Origin of the sequence: Halomonas sp. A3H3 (assembly GCF_000982975.1) — a bacterium.
Taxonomy (GTDB): domain Bacteria; phylum Pseudomonadota; class Gammaproteobacteria; order Pseudomonadales; family Halomonadaceae; genus Vreelandella; species Vreelandella titanicae.
On sequence record NZ_HG423343.1, the window covers coordinates 3,134,396 to 3,150,484 of the forward strand.

The 16,089-nt window shown below is 53.0% G+C and carries 19 protein-coding genes; 9 read left to right on the top strand and 10 right to left on the bottom strand.

Translation table 11 applies throughout. The features are described 5' to 3' along the window. Positions 1-2: 2 nt before the first annotated feature. The 4 genes from HALA3H3_RS13855 to HALA3H3_RS13870 all read right to left on the bottom strand — a co-directional run bounded on the left by HALA3H3_RS13855 (position 3) and on the right by HALA3H3_RS13870 (position 4,426). Positions 3-1,856 (bottom strand): copper resistance system multicopper oxidase, encoded by a 1,854-nt coding sequence (locus HALA3H3_RS13855; protein WP_022522199.1) that lies wholly within the window; start codon positions 1,854-1,856, stop codon positions 3-5. Positions 1,857-1,924: 68 nt separating this feature from the next. Next, a complete protein-coding gene (locus tag HALA3H3_RS13860) occupies positions 1,925-3,259 on the bottom strand; it encodes a sensor histidine kinase (RefSeq protein ID WP_022522200.1) in 1,335 nt (444 codons plus the stop codon). Continuing rightward, entirely contained in the window at positions 3,246-3,911 is a 666-nt protein-coding gene (locus HALA3H3_RS13865) for a response regulator transcription factor (protein ID WP_008957450.1), read from the bottom strand. Before HALA3H3_RS13865 ends, HALA3H3_RS13860 begins: the two co-directional genes overlap by 14 nt. Positions 3,912-3,925: 14 nt before the next feature. Beyond that, positions 3,926-4,426 (bottom strand): cupredoxin domain-containing protein, encoded by a 501-nt coding sequence (locus HALA3H3_RS13870; RefSeq protein ID WP_022522201.1) that lies wholly within the window; start codon positions 4,424-4,426, stop codon positions 3,926-3,928. A gap of 560 nt (positions 4,427-4,986) precedes the next feature. On the opposite strand from HALA3H3_RS13870, the gene HALA3H3_RS13875 reads away from it, so the two are divergent. Then, on the top strand, positions 4,987-6,237 hold the full coding sequence (locus HALA3H3_RS13875; protein WP_008957448.1) for an ATP-grasp domain-containing protein: 1,251 nt from the start codon (positions 4,987-4,989) through the stop codon (positions 6,235-6,237). A gap of 928 nt (positions 6,238-7,165) precedes the next feature. Further along, positions 7,166-7,480, top strand: coding sequence for a hypothetical protein (locus tag HALA3H3_RS27130; protein ID WP_197672011.1), 315 nt, complete (start codon positions 7,166-7,168; stop codon positions 7,478-7,480). 149 nt (positions 7,481-7,629) lie between these two features. Here HALA3H3_RS27130 and HALA3H3_RS13885 read toward each other — a convergent pair whose 3' ends face one another. Together HALA3H3_RS13885 and HALA3H3_RS13890 are read right to left on the bottom strand one after the other, a co-directional pair. Beyond that, positions 7,630-8,373, bottom strand: a complete 744-nt coding sequence (locus tag HALA3H3_RS13885; RefSeq protein ID WP_223828031.1) for a copper resistance D family protein — start codon at positions 8,371-8,373, stop codon at positions 7,630-7,632. Between the two features lie 165 nt (positions 8,374-8,538). Next, entirely contained in the window at positions 8,539-8,910 is a 372-nt protein-coding gene (locus HALA3H3_RS13890) for a copper resistance CopC family protein (protein ID WP_008957445.1), read from the bottom strand. Positions 8,911-9,272: 362 nt separating this feature from the next. Between HALA3H3_RS13890 and HALA3H3_RS13895 the strand changes: the two genes are divergently transcribed. The 3 genes from HALA3H3_RS13895 to HALA3H3_RS13900 are packed head-to-tail and all read left to right on the top strand — an operon-like array spanning position 9,273 to position 10,449. Continuing rightward, on the top strand, positions 9,273-9,824 hold the full coding sequence (locus HALA3H3_RS13895) for a hypothetical protein (RefSeq protein WP_008957444.1): 552 nt from the start codon (positions 9,273-9,275) through the stop codon (positions 9,822-9,824). Positions 9,825-9,860: 36 nt separating this feature from the next. Next, the gene (locus HALA3H3_RS27650; protein ID WP_008957443.1) at positions 9,861-9,995 is read left to right on the top strand and encodes a hypothetical protein; all 135 of its coding nucleotides are present in this window, start codon (positions 9,861-9,863) and stop codon (positions 9,993-9,995) included. Positions 9,996-10,008: 13 nt separating this feature from the next. Continuing rightward, positions 10,009-10,449, top strand: coding sequence for a DUF411 domain-containing protein (locus HALA3H3_RS13900; RefSeq protein WP_008957442.1), 441 nt, complete (start codon positions 10,009-10,011; stop codon positions 10,447-10,449). Between the two features lie 351 nt (positions 10,450-10,800). Here HALA3H3_RS13900 and HALA3H3_RS13905 read toward each other — a convergent pair whose 3' ends face one another. Both HALA3H3_RS13905 and HALA3H3_RS13910 read right to left on the bottom strand, forming a co-directional pair. Beyond that, entirely contained in the window at positions 10,801-12,171 is a 1,371-nt protein-coding gene (locus HALA3H3_RS13905; RefSeq protein ID WP_022522206.1) for an MFS transporter, read from the bottom strand. A gap of 34 nt (positions 12,172-12,205) precedes the next feature. Continuing rightward, a complete protein-coding gene (locus HALA3H3_RS13910) occupies positions 12,206-12,481 on the bottom strand; it encodes a metal-sensing transcriptional repressor (RefSeq protein ID WP_022522207.1) in 276 nt (91 codons plus the stop codon). Positions 12,482-12,614: 133 nt separating this feature from the next. Here HALA3H3_RS13910 and HALA3H3_RS13915 point away from each other — a divergent pair, with 133 nt between their 5' ends. From HALA3H3_RS13915 to HALA3H3_RS13925, 3 genes are read left to right on the top strand one after another with little or no spacing between them, the layout of a single operon-like run. Further along, positions 12,615-12,983: a hypothetical protein gene (locus tag HALA3H3_RS13915; RefSeq protein ID WP_022522208.1), complete on the top strand. Its 369-nt coding sequence runs from the start codon at positions 12,615-12,617 to the stop codon at positions 12,981-12,983. 53 nt (positions 12,984-13,036) lie between these two features. Next, a complete protein-coding gene (locus HALA3H3_RS13920; RefSeq protein WP_022522209.1) occupies positions 13,037-13,771 on the top strand; it encodes a HupE/UreJ family protein in 735 nt (244 codons plus the stop codon). A 16-nt stretch (positions 13,772-13,787) separates the two neighbouring features. Next, positions 13,788-14,558 (top strand): hypothetical protein, encoded by a 771-nt coding sequence (locus HALA3H3_RS13925; protein WP_022522210.1) that lies wholly within the window; start codon positions 13,788-13,790, stop codon positions 14,556-14,558. A gap of 282 nt (positions 14,559-14,840) precedes the next feature. On the opposite strand, the gene HALA3H3_RS13930 is transcribed toward HALA3H3_RS13925, so the two are convergent. Next, entirely contained in the window at positions 14,841-15,164 is a 324-nt protein-coding gene (locus tag HALA3H3_RS13930; RefSeq protein WP_053856994.1) for a hypothetical protein, read from the bottom strand. Between the two features lie 359 nt (positions 15,165-15,523). Here HALA3H3_RS13930 and HALA3H3_RS13935 point away from each other — a divergent pair, with 359 nt between their 5' ends. Then, on the top strand, positions 15,524-15,751 hold the full coding sequence (locus HALA3H3_RS13935; protein ID WP_022522212.1) for a hypothetical protein: 228 nt from the start codon (positions 15,524-15,526) through the stop codon (positions 15,749-15,751). A gap of 157 nt (positions 15,752-15,908) precedes the next feature. Here the strand turns inward: HALA3H3_RS13935 and HALA3H3_RS27395 are convergent. Then, a partial coding sequence (locus tag HALA3H3_RS27395) for a hypothetical protein (RefSeq protein WP_238326085.1) occupies positions 15,909-16,089 on the bottom strand: 181 nt, incomplete at its 5' end.

A 16,089-nucleotide genomic window follows, 5' to 3' on the forward strand; every position in this document is an offset into this window, starting at 1 on the left:
CCTTAAGAAACCTGAACAACGCGGAACATTCCGGCATCCATGTGATAAAGCAGGTGGCAATGGAACGCCCAACTGCCTTCAGCATCTGCCGTAATCAGCGCCGAAACCCGCTCGCCGGGCTTAACGTTCAGGGTGTGTTTGCGCGGAATTAGCTCGCCCTGACCGTTTTCCAGCTCCATCCACATACCGTGGAGGTGGATAGGATGCTCCATCATGGTGTCGTTGATCAGGATTAGGCGCAGCCGCTCATCTTTCACAAAATGGATTGGGCCGGTCACTTCGCTAAACTTCTTGCCGTCGAACGACCACATGTAACGTTCCATGTTGCCGGTCAGGTGCAGCTCAAGCTCACGGCCTGGTTCGCGGCGGTCAGGCCATGGCGTGAAGGCTTTAAGATCGCGGTAGACGAGTACTCGACGTTCGTTGGGGTCGATGCCTATGCCCGCCTGGTCGTAGCGAGAGCCGGGCTGGGCTTCACCGGCAATGAGAATGCCGTTTTCGCCGACTTTCGCCTGCTCGCCCGACATGCCGCCCATATTAGAATGATCCATGCCCTCCATGTTGGAGTGATCCATCCCCTCCATATTAGAGTGATCCATGCCTTCCATACCAGCATCGTCACCGCTCATTCCCGGCATATTGGAGTGATCCATACCTTCCATATTCGACATGCCTGAATGATCCATGCCTTCCATGTCACCCATGCCATGAGCGCCCATGGCTTCCATGCCGCGGTCGGCAATTTGGCGGCGCTTGGGAATCTCCGCCTGCATGCCTTCACGCGGGGCTAGCGTGGCGCGAGCGTAGCCACTCCGATCCATGGCTTCGGCGAAGATGGTATAGGCTCGATCATCTTCTGGTGAAACAAGCACATCGTACGTTTCCGCCACGCCAATACGGAACTCATCAACAGGCACGGGTTGCACTGGCTGGCCATCGGCAGCAACGATGGTCATCTTCAAACTAGGTATACGTACATCAAAGTATGACATCGCCGACCCGTTAATCACGCGTAGTCGTACCCGCTCACCAGCCTTGAACAGCGCATTCCAGTTTTCTTGGGGGGAGTGACCGTTAAGCAGGTAGGTATAAGTACTGCCGGTCACATCGGCAATATCCCGAGAACTCATGCGCATTTTGGCCCACATACCGCGCATCTCGGCGGTTTGTGAGAAACCCTTTTCGCGAACATCGGCGAAAAAATCAGCAATCGTGCGCTCTTGGAAGTTGTAATAGCCTTCCATGGTTTTCAGATTACGAAATACCGACATGGGGTCTTCAAAGGTCCAGTCGGTGAGCAGTAGCACATGCTCACGGTCATAGCGGATGGGTTCGCGCTCGGCGGCGTCAATTATCAACGGCCCGGCGTGGCCGAGCTGTTCCTGCAAGCCGGAGTGGCTGTGGTACCAGTAGGTACCGTTCTGGCGGACAGGAAAACGGTAGGTGAAGGTTTCACCAGGTGCTATGCCTGCAAAACTGACCCCAGGCACACCGTCCATCTCCGGTGGCAAGATGAGGCCATGCCAATGGATCGACGTGGACTCATCCAGCAGGTTGGTCACACGCAGTACGGCGTCTTGACCTTCTTTCAGACGAATCAGTGGGCCAGGGCTAGTACCGTTAATGCTAATAGGGTGGGCTTCTTGTCCGTCAATCGGAATGGATTCACGGCGGATAGCCAGTGATATCTCGGGCCCTTCTTCGACGCCCTGTGCATAGACATTCGTACGGCCCCAGGGGTTTGCCCAGGCGGGAGTTAGCCCCATTGCGGCAGCGGAACCTAACCCTAAGGCAGCCCCGCCTTTTAGGACCTGCCGGCGAGAAAGGGGGTGAGAAATAATGCTTGAGCGTGCCATGTGTAACTCCCATCAATGATGAATGGCACCATCTTGATGGAAGAACCTGAAACAAAGCTGAATAATGATTAATTAGCTACTTCACCCGCTAGAGGCAGGGTAATCGTAACGCGCAAGCCCCCCAGTGGACTACGCTCAAAATGTGGGTGCCCCAAGTAACGTTCAACTAACTGCGCAAGAATCGACAGGCCTAAACCGTAGCCGGGACGGCGTTCATCCAGTCGTGCGCCACGCTCTCCCAAGCGCGAAAGATCCTCTTCTGCAACGCCGAGGCCGTCATCATCAATGGTGAGCGTGAGTGTGGTAGCGGAGACGGCAATAACACAATTAACGCACCTATTTGACCATTTGCCAGCGTTATCGAGCACGATGCCTAATATTTCAGAAAAGTCGTGAGCCTCAATAGGCACTTGGTCTTTCTCGCCTGCCGAGTGGGCGAGGTTGAAGATACGCTCAGGGTAAAGGCTGCGGAACATCTCGATGAGCCGTGAACTATCACGCGTGACGTTGGCCATTCGCCCCGCGTTAGGGCCTGCAATACGTGAGCGACGCAGCTCCGCATCCAGCTGGGCGTTAATATCCTCAATACGGCTGAGCAGTTTATGGCGTCGGGTTTCATCAATGGGCCGATTGCCACGCAGTACTTGGGTAACGGCTGCCAGCGGGGTTTTTAATGCATGTGATAGGTTCGCGACCGACTCTCTGGAGCGCTTCAAGCGAAGGTCAATGTCATCCATAAACCAGTTCAACTGGTCGACTAATTCATCTAGCTCAGAAGGGGCTATTAATGACAAGCGATCACGTTTGCCCGCTCGCAATGCTTCAAGCTGTTGACGCAGTTGCCAGAGTGGCTTAAGTCCACGATTAACCGCTAACATGTTGAGTATGATGAGCATTCCTAACAGCACGCTGGCAATCCCACCGACCCACCAGTGCAATGTTGCAAGCCCTGCTTCTACTTGAGAGAAGTCCTCACCCACCAGCAGCACACCCTGCGTGCCCTGCCATTCAAAATGGCGACGATAGACGAGCATGTGTTGCTCGCCGCGATTCACGTCTATTAGAGCATTGCCGCTTTCATCTAGCAGCGGAGCCAGCTGTTGCTGCCATTGTGGGTCGGAAGCGCTGACCGAGCCGTTGAAGCGGAGTACGTAGAGATGATGAAAGACTTGATAGCCTTGGCTAACCGAGTCAAGCGCGGCAGGCACGGCGGTTTCACCTTGCTCAAGCTGCGTGACGGCATGGTCGGCTTCGCGCTGAAGACGCTCACCCAAAAAATCCCGAGCAAGATTCTGTAACAATATGCCATGCAGTAGCCAGGTCGTCACCACTACGAATAGTGCCACGCCTCCTAGCCAGGCGAGTAGTCGAAAACGTAAACTGCGCCGATCAATGTGAAGCAAAGAAATACCCCTGGCCGCGGCGAGTTTGGATAATTGATTTGCCTAGATAACGGCGCAGACGAGCGACATAGACTTCGACCAAGTTAGGTGCGGCGGCATCCTGTTCCAGGGCATAGAGCTGCTCTAATAACTGCTCTTTGGAGTGAATGCGATCTGGATGCAGCATTAAGTAGCGTAGTAATCGAAACTCCGTCGCCGTGAGCGAACGCCAAGTTTCTCCCTCTAGACATACTCGTTGGCCTGCTTTATCCAGCGATACGCCATTGAGCGTCACGACTTGAGATAACTGACCAGACTGCCTGCGCAGCAGTGCCTTCAAACGGGCCATAAGCTCGGCTTCATGGAAGGGTTTTGCTAGGTAATCATCGGCACCCGTTTCAAGACCAATGACTTTATCTTCCCAAGTATCGCGCGCCGTCAAGATCAAGATAGGCGTGCTGCGTTTTTGCTTGCGCCACTGGGCTAGTAGATCTAGTCCCGAGCCATCGGGCAAACCGAGATCTAAGATAGCCAGCTCGTAATGCTCGGTTGCCATGAGCGACTTGGCCGCTTTCAATGAAGCGGCCAAGTCGACAAGGTAACCGTTGTCCTTGAGACTCTCTGCCAAGCTTTCTGCCAGCAAATCATCATCTTCGAGTAGCAACAGTTTCATGGGTAAACGTCAGATTAGAAAGTAAAATTGCCGTACATGCCGGATTCGTAATGGCCGGGAATGTTACAAGCATACTCTAGCTCGTTAGTATTATCAGGAACACTCCATAATAGAGTCCCGGTCTCACCAGGTGCAATTGTGACGCCTGCCATGCTCATATTGGCCATATCGTGGCCTTCACCTTGTGACATGTTTGACATGTCATGACCTTCGCCATTTGCCATGTCTAGCATCATTTGACGATGCTCTTCCTGGGCTTCTTTACTGCCAATCACAAATTCATGCTCTAAATTGCCGGTGTTGGTGATTTCAAATTTAACCACCTCCCCAGCCGCCAGTTCTAGCTCTTCAGGGTCGAACCACATATCGCCAGCCTCAAGGCTGATCGTGCGGTCAACGTCAGCCTCGGTTAGGTTATTGCCACCACCGCCGTGGCCGGGTGCAGCCAGCGCCGCGCCCGTGATCAGACTTAATGAAAGGGCAAACAAAGACGTTGTTAAAAGAGTGTAGCGCATGGTCATTTACCTCAGAGGTTATTGTCACCCGTTCTTTATACGGTGTTAACCTGAAACGAGCCTGAACCTACAGTAAAAATATGACCTGCCGGATAAGTAGCTATCACGAAAACTTGCAAGCGCAAGGCCTTATTTCGGGACCTTTTTTAATTCAATACAGCATCTTCCGCTTAATAGTGAAATTTGTTCAGTTGCCGATGTCGGCAGCAGGGATGCTCTTGGTCATCACTGCGCATCATTGTCGGCAGAAAATAGTTGCCCCTTGTTGATGATGATGGTAGCGCTAGTTACTTTTATCGCTATGACCGGACGTCGGCTTTCCACTTCATCTATATTAACCCTTGTGTCTACATTTCCTGAAAGTTTTGCCACAAGATGTTAATGCGAGCGTACAAGCACCATGAGCGCTCATCATCGACGTTGATCTATCAGCAGAAGGTGTAGCTCGTTAAATATCGCCCTCATGAACTCAATGACCAGCCGATGCTGGCCAGTTTGATCTAGATCAGCGTGAAAAAACCAGAGGACAGCTCTTGCAAAAGACCAGTGGCTCCCCAGGGATGACAGAAGCAGAAAGGCTGAACCAGCACTGCACCTGTATCACTCTAGACCGACGAGCAGCCACCCAAAGTCTTATCGACCAGTTGGGCGACGATGCCGATGAGGCCTTTATCCGTTCGACCTGGCATCAACTTTTCTCGAATGTCGCTGTCTTTGTCCCATCTCAGGTTCTGGAGCAGATGAGGGCCACTGTTCAGGCCATAGAAAACGCCGCCGCTCTTCCCGACTATCAGCGACAAGTACTGTCTTGGGCCCCGCAAAGTGCACAGTTAAACCCCGGCCCAGTAGGTGTCTTCATGGGCTATGATTTCCATCTCGGCGAGGACGGGCCTCGCCTCATCGAAATCAATACCAATGCCGGAGGTGCATTTCTTAACGCGATCCTGGTACGGGCCCAACTGCAGTGTTGTGGTGATGCTAAAAGTGCGGCCGGGTCTGCCGACTTCGAGGCTAAAGTGATAGCCCAGTTCGAGAGCGAATGGCGTGCCCAGCGTGGCAATGGACGTCTGGAGAGGATAGCTATCGTTGATGATCAGCCTATGGGGCAATACCTCTATCCTGAATTCAAACTTGCCCAGCAGTTATTACGGCGTCATGGCATTGATGCTCTCATCCTCTCGCCTGGCGACCTTCGGTATGAGTCAGGCATGCTATACAGCGGCGGTAAGCGAGTAGATATGGTTTACAATCGCTTAGTGGATTTTGGGCTCGAAGCACCCGGAAACTCCGCCTTACACTCTGCCTGGTTGGACGGAGGCGCAGTCATAACCCCAAATCCCCATGCACACGCATTGTTCGCGGACAAACGCAACTTGGCTGTGTTATCAGATCCCGCGACGCTTATGGCTTGGGGGTTGAGCGCTCAAAATGCCGAATTACTTCGCTCTTGTATTCCCCGTACCTTACAGGTCAGCGCTGATAATGCTGATACCCTTTGGCAACAGCGACGGCAGTGGTTCTTCAAACCTGTCGCAGGCCACGGAAGTAAGGGAGTGTACCGGGGAAGTAAACTCACCAAAAAAACATTCAGCCAAATCTTGGAAAGCGACTATATTGCCCAGGCCCATGTGCCTCCCTCCGAACGCCTCGTTCTGGTCGATGGACAGCGTAAAAATCTCAAGGTCGACGTTAGACTGTATACCTATCGCGGCACACTGTTAATGGCCGCAGCGAGACTTTATCGAGGACAGACGACCAATTTCCGTACGCCAGGTGGGGGGTTCGCACCTGTGCTTCTCATGAAAGATTAGTTATCAAAAATATGATCTAAAGAGTTTGTCCCACAACTTATGCGATTATCGTGATAGGGCGTGGAACTCATCTTGCAAGGCGATCGCCTCACTTCGGCCCGCGATTAGTTATTCGGAAATTGCTCCCAGCAACCTTTCAATTGCGCGCAAGTTTTTCCTGCGTTTGGATTTAAAGCCTGGAAACTTACAATATTATCAGCTACGCGGATGAAACCTCGTCAATGAAGGCTGCCCTTAAAGGGGTATCTCTGGAGCGATATAGATAGCCACCTAGCCGAGCGATGGCCTTCATATAGAAACCATGTCGCGTCGCTGACCCAGTCGAGGCGGTGGAATCGACCGGTCGACCAGAACTAATAAATGATCAGTAAAGAACCGTTGCTAGCAAGGCAGCCGGGAACTGATGCCTAAGAATGATCAGTCCGGATACGATGTAGCCGAGCATAATGCCGATGGTGAGTCGATCGGCTGTGGTGAAGCACATATCCTCAATCCGGTAGCCAGTTTTTCAGATTCCATCATATACGTGTGTGCTAACGCACAGATCGTGTGATGTCAGACCCTGAACATGATGGTGCGGGTCCGTGTCGTTTGATCGCCAAGGTATCGGTCGCGTTACTATCCGCGCTAGATAACGAATAGTGCATTATGGAAATACAATCCTAATAATGTCAGGAAGGGTCTCCTCATGAATAGAGTCAACACTGCAGCAATGGCTTTTTGTCTTCTCGCTGTTCTGCCTAGGGCAGCATCCGCCCAAAACTCAGAGTACGGCCCACAAGGGGGTGTCCGTGAGTTTTCGATCTCTGGAACTGGCAGTAACGATCGGAATTTTAATAGCGGAAACTTCGGCGTGAGACTGTTGATCTTGGTTGGTATCTGAGGGATAACATGGTTGCCGGTGTTCGGCAAAGCGTCAATTACGCCGATGTCGAAGGCGAAGGCGGGCGTCACAGATGGTTTCTGGAACGGCTCAACCCGTGGTTACCTAACCCATCAGTTCCTTGATGGTCGTGCGCGGCCCTTCGTCGGTGCTAGCCTCGGTGGTATCTATGGAGACGGCGTCAAAGACAGCGCCTTCGCGGGACGGGAAACGGGTATGAAATACTATGTTCTGCCCAAGGCCTATTTCCTCGCTCGCGCTGAGTATCAGTTCCTGTTCAGCGATACCGACGATGCCACCGATGCGTTTCAGGAGGACGGTATCTGGGCTTATACGATTGGTCTGGGCTACAATTTCTGAACCACATCAAGATGCCACGAACCACCACGGCCACGTGGCGGGTGTGCATCTCTTGTCGCGCGCGGATGGCATCGGCCTTGCCTTCCGGATAGCGTTGCTTATAGCTATTAAGCTAGGTTCTTAACTACCTAAGGTGGTTGTCCTGACGGTCACCCATTCGGTGATGTCACCCTTGTCAGCACCGCCGTGATCAGCAGGATAACCACGACCAGCACCACCTCCAGCGCAATACTGCGCTGCAAACGTCGTGGGGCTGTTGCATCGCCGCTCTCAAAGGCAGGTACAAGCCGCCACTTGTTCGCGGCAGCAAATAACAGCAGCACCGCGACAATCAATACTTTGCCGATCAAGAACTGTCCATATGCCGTGGTGAGCAGGGGTGTGAGACCGCCTGTTAGCAGCGTGGCCAAAGTGACGCCCGCCAGTACCAACACGCCAACTCCGCCCATGGCGAGTTGCCCGAAACGGGTCAGAATGCGGGCGGTATTGCCGTGGTTGTAATGTTGCCCCACTAAGTGGAACAGCGGCCACAGCGAGGCTACCCAGAATGCTGCCGCCATCAGGTGAACGATCAGCAAGACAGCCAGAACGAGGCGTGGGGTGTTTACTGTATGCCCCACCTGCACGAATGCCAGCATCACCAATAAAACGCCTACTAGGCTCAAGCTGTTGGCTGTTTTCGAGAACGCTAAGTTATTAAGCTGAATCGCCTGGACCAGCAGCAAACCAGCTACCACCAGTATTAGTCGACCCCCGGACGCGCCATCGAACACGATCCCGAGCAACATTGGGTTGGTTGCAGCCGCTATATTGCCGCCTCCAAGGTAACCAGCTTCTAAAGACCACTGGAACAGAATCAGGATGACCCCCGCCCAGGCAGAAAGGACACCCATGCGGGCGACGCGCCTCCGGTCGTGATCAGGGAGCCGGGGAAACGCTAGACGAAACAACACGGCCCCCGTCGCGACTAGGGCGCTAAGGTAAATCCCGGCCGCCACGAGAATCATCGCGACGGTCCAGACATCGAGGCTATTTACGGAGAACCACCAAGCCACGGGTCAGGGCTCGACCGAGAAGTTAAAACCGTCGGACATCATGTGTCCGTCATCCGATAGGCCGCGCCAGTGCACCTGGTAGTCCCCAGCCGAAAGAATTTCACCGGGCTTCACGACGTAGCGTTCGACCTGTTCACTGCCTGGCTGACCATCAAGAGGAACGGGGCCGTTTGGGCCTGTCACTTCAAACTGGGTGATGCGCATCATGCCACCAAACTCGATGCCAATCTCTGCTGGGGAATCCTGAATGGTGACGCCATCCTTAGGCGAAGTGCTTGCGCCCCCTTCATGGGCCAGCACTGGGATTGCTAGCGACAGCAACAGCGTTGCTAAGGTAGCGTGAATGATAGGGAGCGAACTCGTCTTCTTTTGCATACCGTATCCTTATATATTTTTAGGGTTGAATGGATGCCGTTACTTCATCGCGGAGGCGCTAAAACTGATTCGGCTGAGCCTTCTTACATCGTTCATCTGCCCTGTTTGGCGAACAAGGCGCATGGCGTCGTGCTTTTCTTCATGGAAATGAGTCGGTGTTATAACGTGCCAACCTACCTGAAACAGGGCTGAAAATGGCGGAAAAAATGATCTGTGACAACACTTAGGTATTGGGATCGGTTTCTCCTTTACCTTTGGGCCACCTATAGGTTGTAGGCTTATAACGAAAGCTAACTCCGCCTTCTTCCATTTTTAATGGATAAGGCGATGTCTCGACCAGCAACATGATAAGAGGAAATATCATGGTTAAGCACAAGATGATCTTTGCCATTGGTCTGGCTGCAAGCCTCAGTGTCCCCAGCAGCGCCATCTTCGCTCAAGGTATGAGCCAAGGCGCCCAAGGTCAGGGCAATATGATGGACGGCCAAGTCGGTATGGGTTCGGGCATGATGATGGGCAGTCAAGAAGGCATGTACCCAGGAATGATGATGGGAGGGCAAAGCGGGATGATGCCTTGTCCAATGATGGAAGGCATGGGGAGTATGTCCGGCATTGGCGGTATGCTCGACGAGCAGCAGATGAGTACCATGCGTGAGATGCGCCAAGAACACCGCGCGGCCCAGCTTGAGCGGATGGGCGAATTGATGAACCTGCGCGACGACATGATGCAAACCATGCAGACTGAACGCCCTGAACCAGAGGAAATAAAGGCGCTGCATGCTCAAATGGCCAACCTTCATGGCGATATGATGGCTGATAACGTGCGCATGCATAATCAGATGCAGGACTTACTGACCGATGAGCAGCGTGAACAGATGAGAGGAAGCATGCCCAGCCACCATGGCCCGCAATAAGCCTTGGCGATTGCCTCTTTTTTTAGGAGTGATGGCATGATGAACGCGGAATGTTTTGCTTTTATGGGGTCAATGGGGTGGCTAGGCTGGTTGATGCCCCTGGCCATGCTGTTATTAATTGGCTTGGCGATCGCTTCGCTGGCCAAGTACCTCTTCAGTCGTTCACGCTAAGGAGTTGAAAATAATGCAACATATGAGCACCAAGCTTTTACTCTCTGGTTCCATGCTGCTTGGGGCGGTCTCCGCCCAGGCGGCGTTACCGCCAGAGGCAACATTGTATAAAAACCCCCAGTGCGGCTGCTGTGACGCTTATGCACGCCATCTTGAAGAGCTCGGCGTAGAAGTGACGATTATTGACGATGTAGAGCTGGGTGATATTAAGCAGCAGGCAGGCGTGCCCTATGGCCTGGGTTCATGCCATACCATTGAGATGGGCGAGTATTGGATCGAAGGCCACGTTCCAATGGAAGCCGTGCAGGCGCTGTTTGAGGAACAACCCGATATTGACGGTATCGGTTTGGCGGGTATGCCCATTGGCACACCGGGTATGCCGGGGCCACAAGAAAGCCCTTACAATGTGTACACGTTTACAGGCCAGGAAGATGAGCCATTTATGACCCTTTAGTAGGGTGATAAAAGCTCGCCTGCTGTCTGCACGCCGTTCTAACGGACTCTTGTAGTACAGCAGGCGCATTCAAGTCATACATTACTAAAACGAAAGCGCTGTATTAAACTTAGGATTTACTTTGCTAGTGCGTTACGGGTCGATTCGTTACGGTAAGCTAAAAATAAGATTGCGTCGTTTTCTTTACACCTACACATTGCCACACTAGCAAGCCTGTTAAAGCTTACTTTGCGCAAAAACCTCCTATTAATATTACGCCTTAATAAAAGGTGAGCATGTTGTATACCCGCGTTAGTAAGATTGGCAGTTCGCATCCCACGTTTATTTCCCAAGCCCGCGTCCTTACTCGTTTTACGATGGCCAATGGGAATGGTGGTCATCGATAACAAAGACGTGCCCATGTGAGCCTGGGGAATGATGGTGGGAATGGCGATGAGGTTCCGGCCCCTCCCATCCCTCATGTTCGTGCTGATGATGTTCATCGTGGTAGTGCAGGTGGGTGTGACTTTGGGCAGCGTGCTCGTGCTCAAGAGCCATCGGGTCATGTGCGTGCCAGATAAGGGCCGCGAGCCCCGTTGCCGCCAGGGCCACCGTTCCCAGCAAAGCGAACGTACCCGTCAGTCCCCGGTTCACTCCCAGCCAGCCTGCCAACGGATAGGTGACTAGCCAACAGCTGTGTGACAACGAGAACTGGGCAGCAAACAGCGCTGGACGCTCCTCCGGCTGGCATGAACGTTTGAGCAGGCGCCCGGTGGGGGTCATGACCAACGAGGCCCCAGCGCCCAGCAGTAACCATAGCCCGACAAGCCCCGCAAACGATGGGCCCAGCCAGCCCAGGTAGAGGCTGAGTGCCATCATAACGCCACCCAGCAGCATGACTGGCCGCTCGGACACCCGTTCCAGCACCTTGGGCAGCAGTAAGGCTATTAGCATGGAGCCCCCGCCTGCGGCGGCAAAGGCCAGTGCGACTTCTTTCTCGCCCAAATTCAACACCGAGCGTACGAGTACCACCGTGTTGACGATCTGCATGGCCCCGGCGGCTGAAACAGCCAGGTTCAACGCCAGTAGCCCGCGCAACCGGGGCGTCTTCAGGTAAATCCGCATACCATGAGTAACGCGACGCCAGACGCCGGGGGCTTCCTCTAGGGGGTGAGACGCAGGCAGGATCACCGATATAACCAGGGCGGCAGAGATAACGAAGGCCAGAGCATTGATTACAAACAGGACATCAAAACCCATCACCATCAGCAATGCCGCCGCCGCCATCGGGCTAAGAAGGTTCTCTAAATCATAGGCGAGACGCGACAGGGACAATGCTCGTGTGTACTGCTCTTCGTCTTCGAGAATGTCAGGGATCATCGCCTGGAAAACGGGCGTAAAGCCAGCTGAACAAGCATTGAGCAGAAAGATCAGCACATAGATCTGCCACACTTCGGTAACAAAAGGCAGTGCGCAAACCACGGCTGCACGCAGCAAGTCCAGGCTAACCAATAAGGTGCGCCGAGGCAGGCGTGATGCATAAGCGCCGACCAAAGGGGCAATGCCCACGTAAGCGACCATCTTGATCGCCAGCGCCGTGCCTAGCACGACGCCCGCCTGACCTTCAGCAAGATCGTGAGCCAGCAACGCCAGAGCAACCGTGGTCAGGCCAGTGCCGATCAGTGCAATGACCTGCGCTAGAAAGAGATGGCGGTAGACGCGGTGGGCGAGTACATCGAGCATAGAACTTCCTCAAATGAGGGGTGCCTAAAAGCGCTTACAGGTAGCGTGCAATCGTCTTGAACTCTTCAGCCCGTGCCCGTTGCGTTTGATTCTGAATACCCAGGGCTTCGTCTAGGCAGTGGTCGATGTGATCCAGCACTAAGGTGCGTTTAGCTTGCTGAATGGCTTTTTCTACCGCATGGAGTTGTTGAGCGATGTCCAGACAGTGGCGTCCATCCTCTACCATCTGGGTCACACTCGAAAGGTGCCCCCGAGCGCGGTTCAGGCGCTTGACGATATCGGGATGTGACTGGTGAGTATGCATTGTCATTTTCTTTTCCCTTATTATATTCCTATCCCCCCGGAGGGGATGGTAATCTATCGCCGTTATTCTGCCAACGCTATGGTTCAAGGCAGACGGTTATCTATTTTTATGATTTTTACTTTTATCCTGGTTGCTCTACATGCTCAATCGGCTGCGCCACCGCCTTGGCTATCTGACCTTTCTGTTGCTGTTCCTGCCTAGCCTGGTAATCACCAGTGTGGGTGAGGCGCGTGCGCATGGGGCGGCGAGCATGGTTAGCGTTGAGTTGTCTCTCCATGAGAATGTGCAGAAGGGCCATGGGCATACCCATGGCCACGAGCACGAAGATAGTCGCCACCTCCATAATGAGAGTGGCAGTCACTTTCACGAAAAAGCGGATCGGCCTGGGACGGGCATTGCCGTCGAGCCGAACTTCCGCGACGCCCTGCGGCTAGGCGAACGCAGCGGCCTACCGCTGCGTCGTGTCTACCGCTTGGAGCGTCCTCCACGGCCGGTCATCGCTGGATGACTGGGGCCGTCCACTGGACGGCCAACACTTAATGACAAACCCGTGGAGGTTTTATGTTTCCATCCCAACTAGGGGGTGCGTTCGGCTTGCCTGTTTTGGCCCGACGCCACGCGCTGACCCTTTTCACACTGCTGGTGATGCTCCTGGGAGCCAGTGGTGAAGCCCTTGCCCACGCCGTTGCTGAAGGCGACAAAGGGTACATCCAGGAGATCTATGGCGTTCACCTGATCTCATTCGGCTATCTCGGTGCCAAGCACATGGTGACGGGGTATGACCACATCCTGTTTTTGCTAGGGGTGATCTTTTTCCTCTATCGAATGCAGCATATCGCCATCTACGTCAGCCTCTTCGCCATCGGTCACTCTACGACCATGCTGCTGGGGGTGTACTTTAATATCGGCATCAATAGCTACCTCATCGATGCCATCATCGGTCTCTCCGTTGTCTACAAGGCACTCGATAACATCGGTGCTTATCAGCGCTGGTTCGGCTTTCAGCCCAATACCAAGGTGGCGACGTTGGTCTTCGGCCTGTTCCATGGCTTTGGATTGTCGAGCAAGATCATTGAGTACGATATCTCTTCTGATGGATTGGTCCCCAATCTCCTGGCGTTCAACGTTGGGGTAGAGATCGGCCAGCTACTGGCCCTAAGTGCCATCCTTATCGTGATGGGGTTCTGGCGAAGCACCAATGGCTTCTTACGCCACGCCTATACCGCTAACGTCGCCATGATGTGCGCTGGCTTTATGCTGGTCGGTTATCAGCTCACCGGCTATTTCATCGCCTAATTCAGGAGAGACCCAAATGTACAATACCGATCTTCCTACCCGTGCTGAGTTACCTTCGACGGGTAAATTACTTCGATCTACGTTGCTGGCGGCGGTAATAGCTATTGCCCTGTTGGTCACCGTGGTGCTGCCCGCAGAGTATGCCATCGACCCCACCGGCGCGGGCCGCTTGTTGGGGCTGACCGAGATGGGTGAAATCAAGGCCCAACTGGCCGAGGAGGCCGAGCTTGACCAGGCTAATGACGAAGCCGCTGCCATGCAGGCATCACAACCCACTGCACCTCAAGAATCAGCAAGTGATAACCAGCCCACGGCTGCAAACACTGCTGCTCAACAAGCATCAGATGTAGAGCCGGAGCAAGTAGCCTCCTCGGTATCTGACCAAGAGATGGTGCAGCCCGAGGCTAGCTTAGCGCTTGCTGACGCTTTGGCCGCTGAGGAGGCAGCCTCCCAGGCAACTGAAGAAGCTGCCACATGGGGCGATGAAGTGAGCTTCACCCTCACACCGGGCGAGGGCACCGAGTACAAGCTGACGATGGAAGAAGGCGCTGTCGCGACATTCGCTTGGGCTTCCGATGGGGGGCCACTTAATTTCGACACACACGGTGACGGAAATGGCAACTCGATTAGCTATGAGAAAGGACGCGGCGTGCCCGAAGATGAGGGTGAACTGGAAGCCGCGTTCACCGGTAACCACGGTTGGTTCTTTCGTAATCGCAATGATAACGACGTGACCGTGATGTTGCGTGTTGGAGGGGACTATGGGGAGCTGAATAAGGTTCTCTAAAGCAGTGGCCCCTAGCGCTCTCCTGAGCGTTAGGGGCCTTTGCCATCAGCGTCGCTACATTGATGGGGAAACCGTCTACAGAATTAGATGAGATAGTGGTCGTTGGGTTATCTGATTTAATATAATATTTAGGCATATATGCGAAATATCTGAAAGTCTTCTATTGGCCGGTTAGCGACGGTCTGATTCCTACCATCGCTATACAAACGGGACTATCCGGTATTACTCAGTGGTTACGCGTACTGAAAGCTACATAAAACGTAAAACAAGCGATAGGCCGGGTTAAGCATATCCGCCCTGGCGAATATGGGCTATGTACGCGATTACCTCGTAAGCTTTTCCTTGAGCGGCTAGTTGCTGGGCTGTCTGTCCACCGAGGGCCGAAATGGGATATGTTTGATACCATGCCCAGGCGGAGGATCGAGAGCCTGCCCAAGGTTCGATCTGGTCCAAAATAGTTTGAATTAACTTTTCTCGATCTTGCCTTTCGTTCTGGTAATCGCGGTAGCGGGCCCATACAAGGCCGGCTCCGAACATGAGTAGAGCGGAGAAAAGAATGCCGAGAGGGAGAAGTATAGCCAAAGCATCAGGCGATAAAGATGGCATGTCTAGACTCTCCTTCGGTGTTTAGGGTTCGCATTATGACTTGTTTCGTTAAGATAAAAATTTCCGAAACGAGGGTGATTATCTTTGAGACAGCCTCGTTTAAATAACGGCATCCAGGCCGACCGTAGTTGGATAATCTACGCTCGTCGCGGTTATCTATAAATTTATCATATTCAACCAGCCGTGTGGTTTTGGCCAGGTACTGCTCAAGCCACCTATTGCCCGTCTGGCGCTAGGTCGTGATTCTATCGGCTCCTTTTGGCCTTCAAGTACCACGTGCAACCTGTCGGCGATTAGCGTTAAAGTGAACCAAATCAATAAATTAAGAAAGATAAATATACTTCAGGTGGCTGGCTACGATGGCTATACGAAAAATAAGTGATTTGAACCCGGTTTTTAATGGTGAAAACGTTGTCGAATGGCAATCGCCAGCGGGTACAAGGTTTCGTTACGAGCGGGATCGCTGTGCAGTGGGTCAGGAAATGTTGCCAGGAAGCGAAGTGTACGATTGGTACGTGCTGGCTAAGAGTGATCTTAGCCATGCCAAGAGAATGGTGTTCCGATTAATTAATGAAGATGAGTTCTGAACATTACAACAAAGAGCCATTTCGTAGAGGCCGTTCGGGTCGGCGCTGAATAAGAGCAATCAATACACTAAATTGCGTTGCTCGGATGGAAGTAGATAGCTTTGTGCCTGCTTGAGTATTGTTATGCACGTTGCAGACCTACCGCAAAAATGCCACCTCAAACAACTATCGAGTCACATCTCTCATCGTAGAAACGGCTATCGTCCTTAATTAAATCGTCCCTTATTAGCCTTACGAGGGTTAGGGAAGCTCTGAAAAAGTCACTGCCATCAGTGATAATACGGCTATCGTCAACTGCATAGGATTCAGTGCTGCCATGGATCAAATCACCTTCTCCG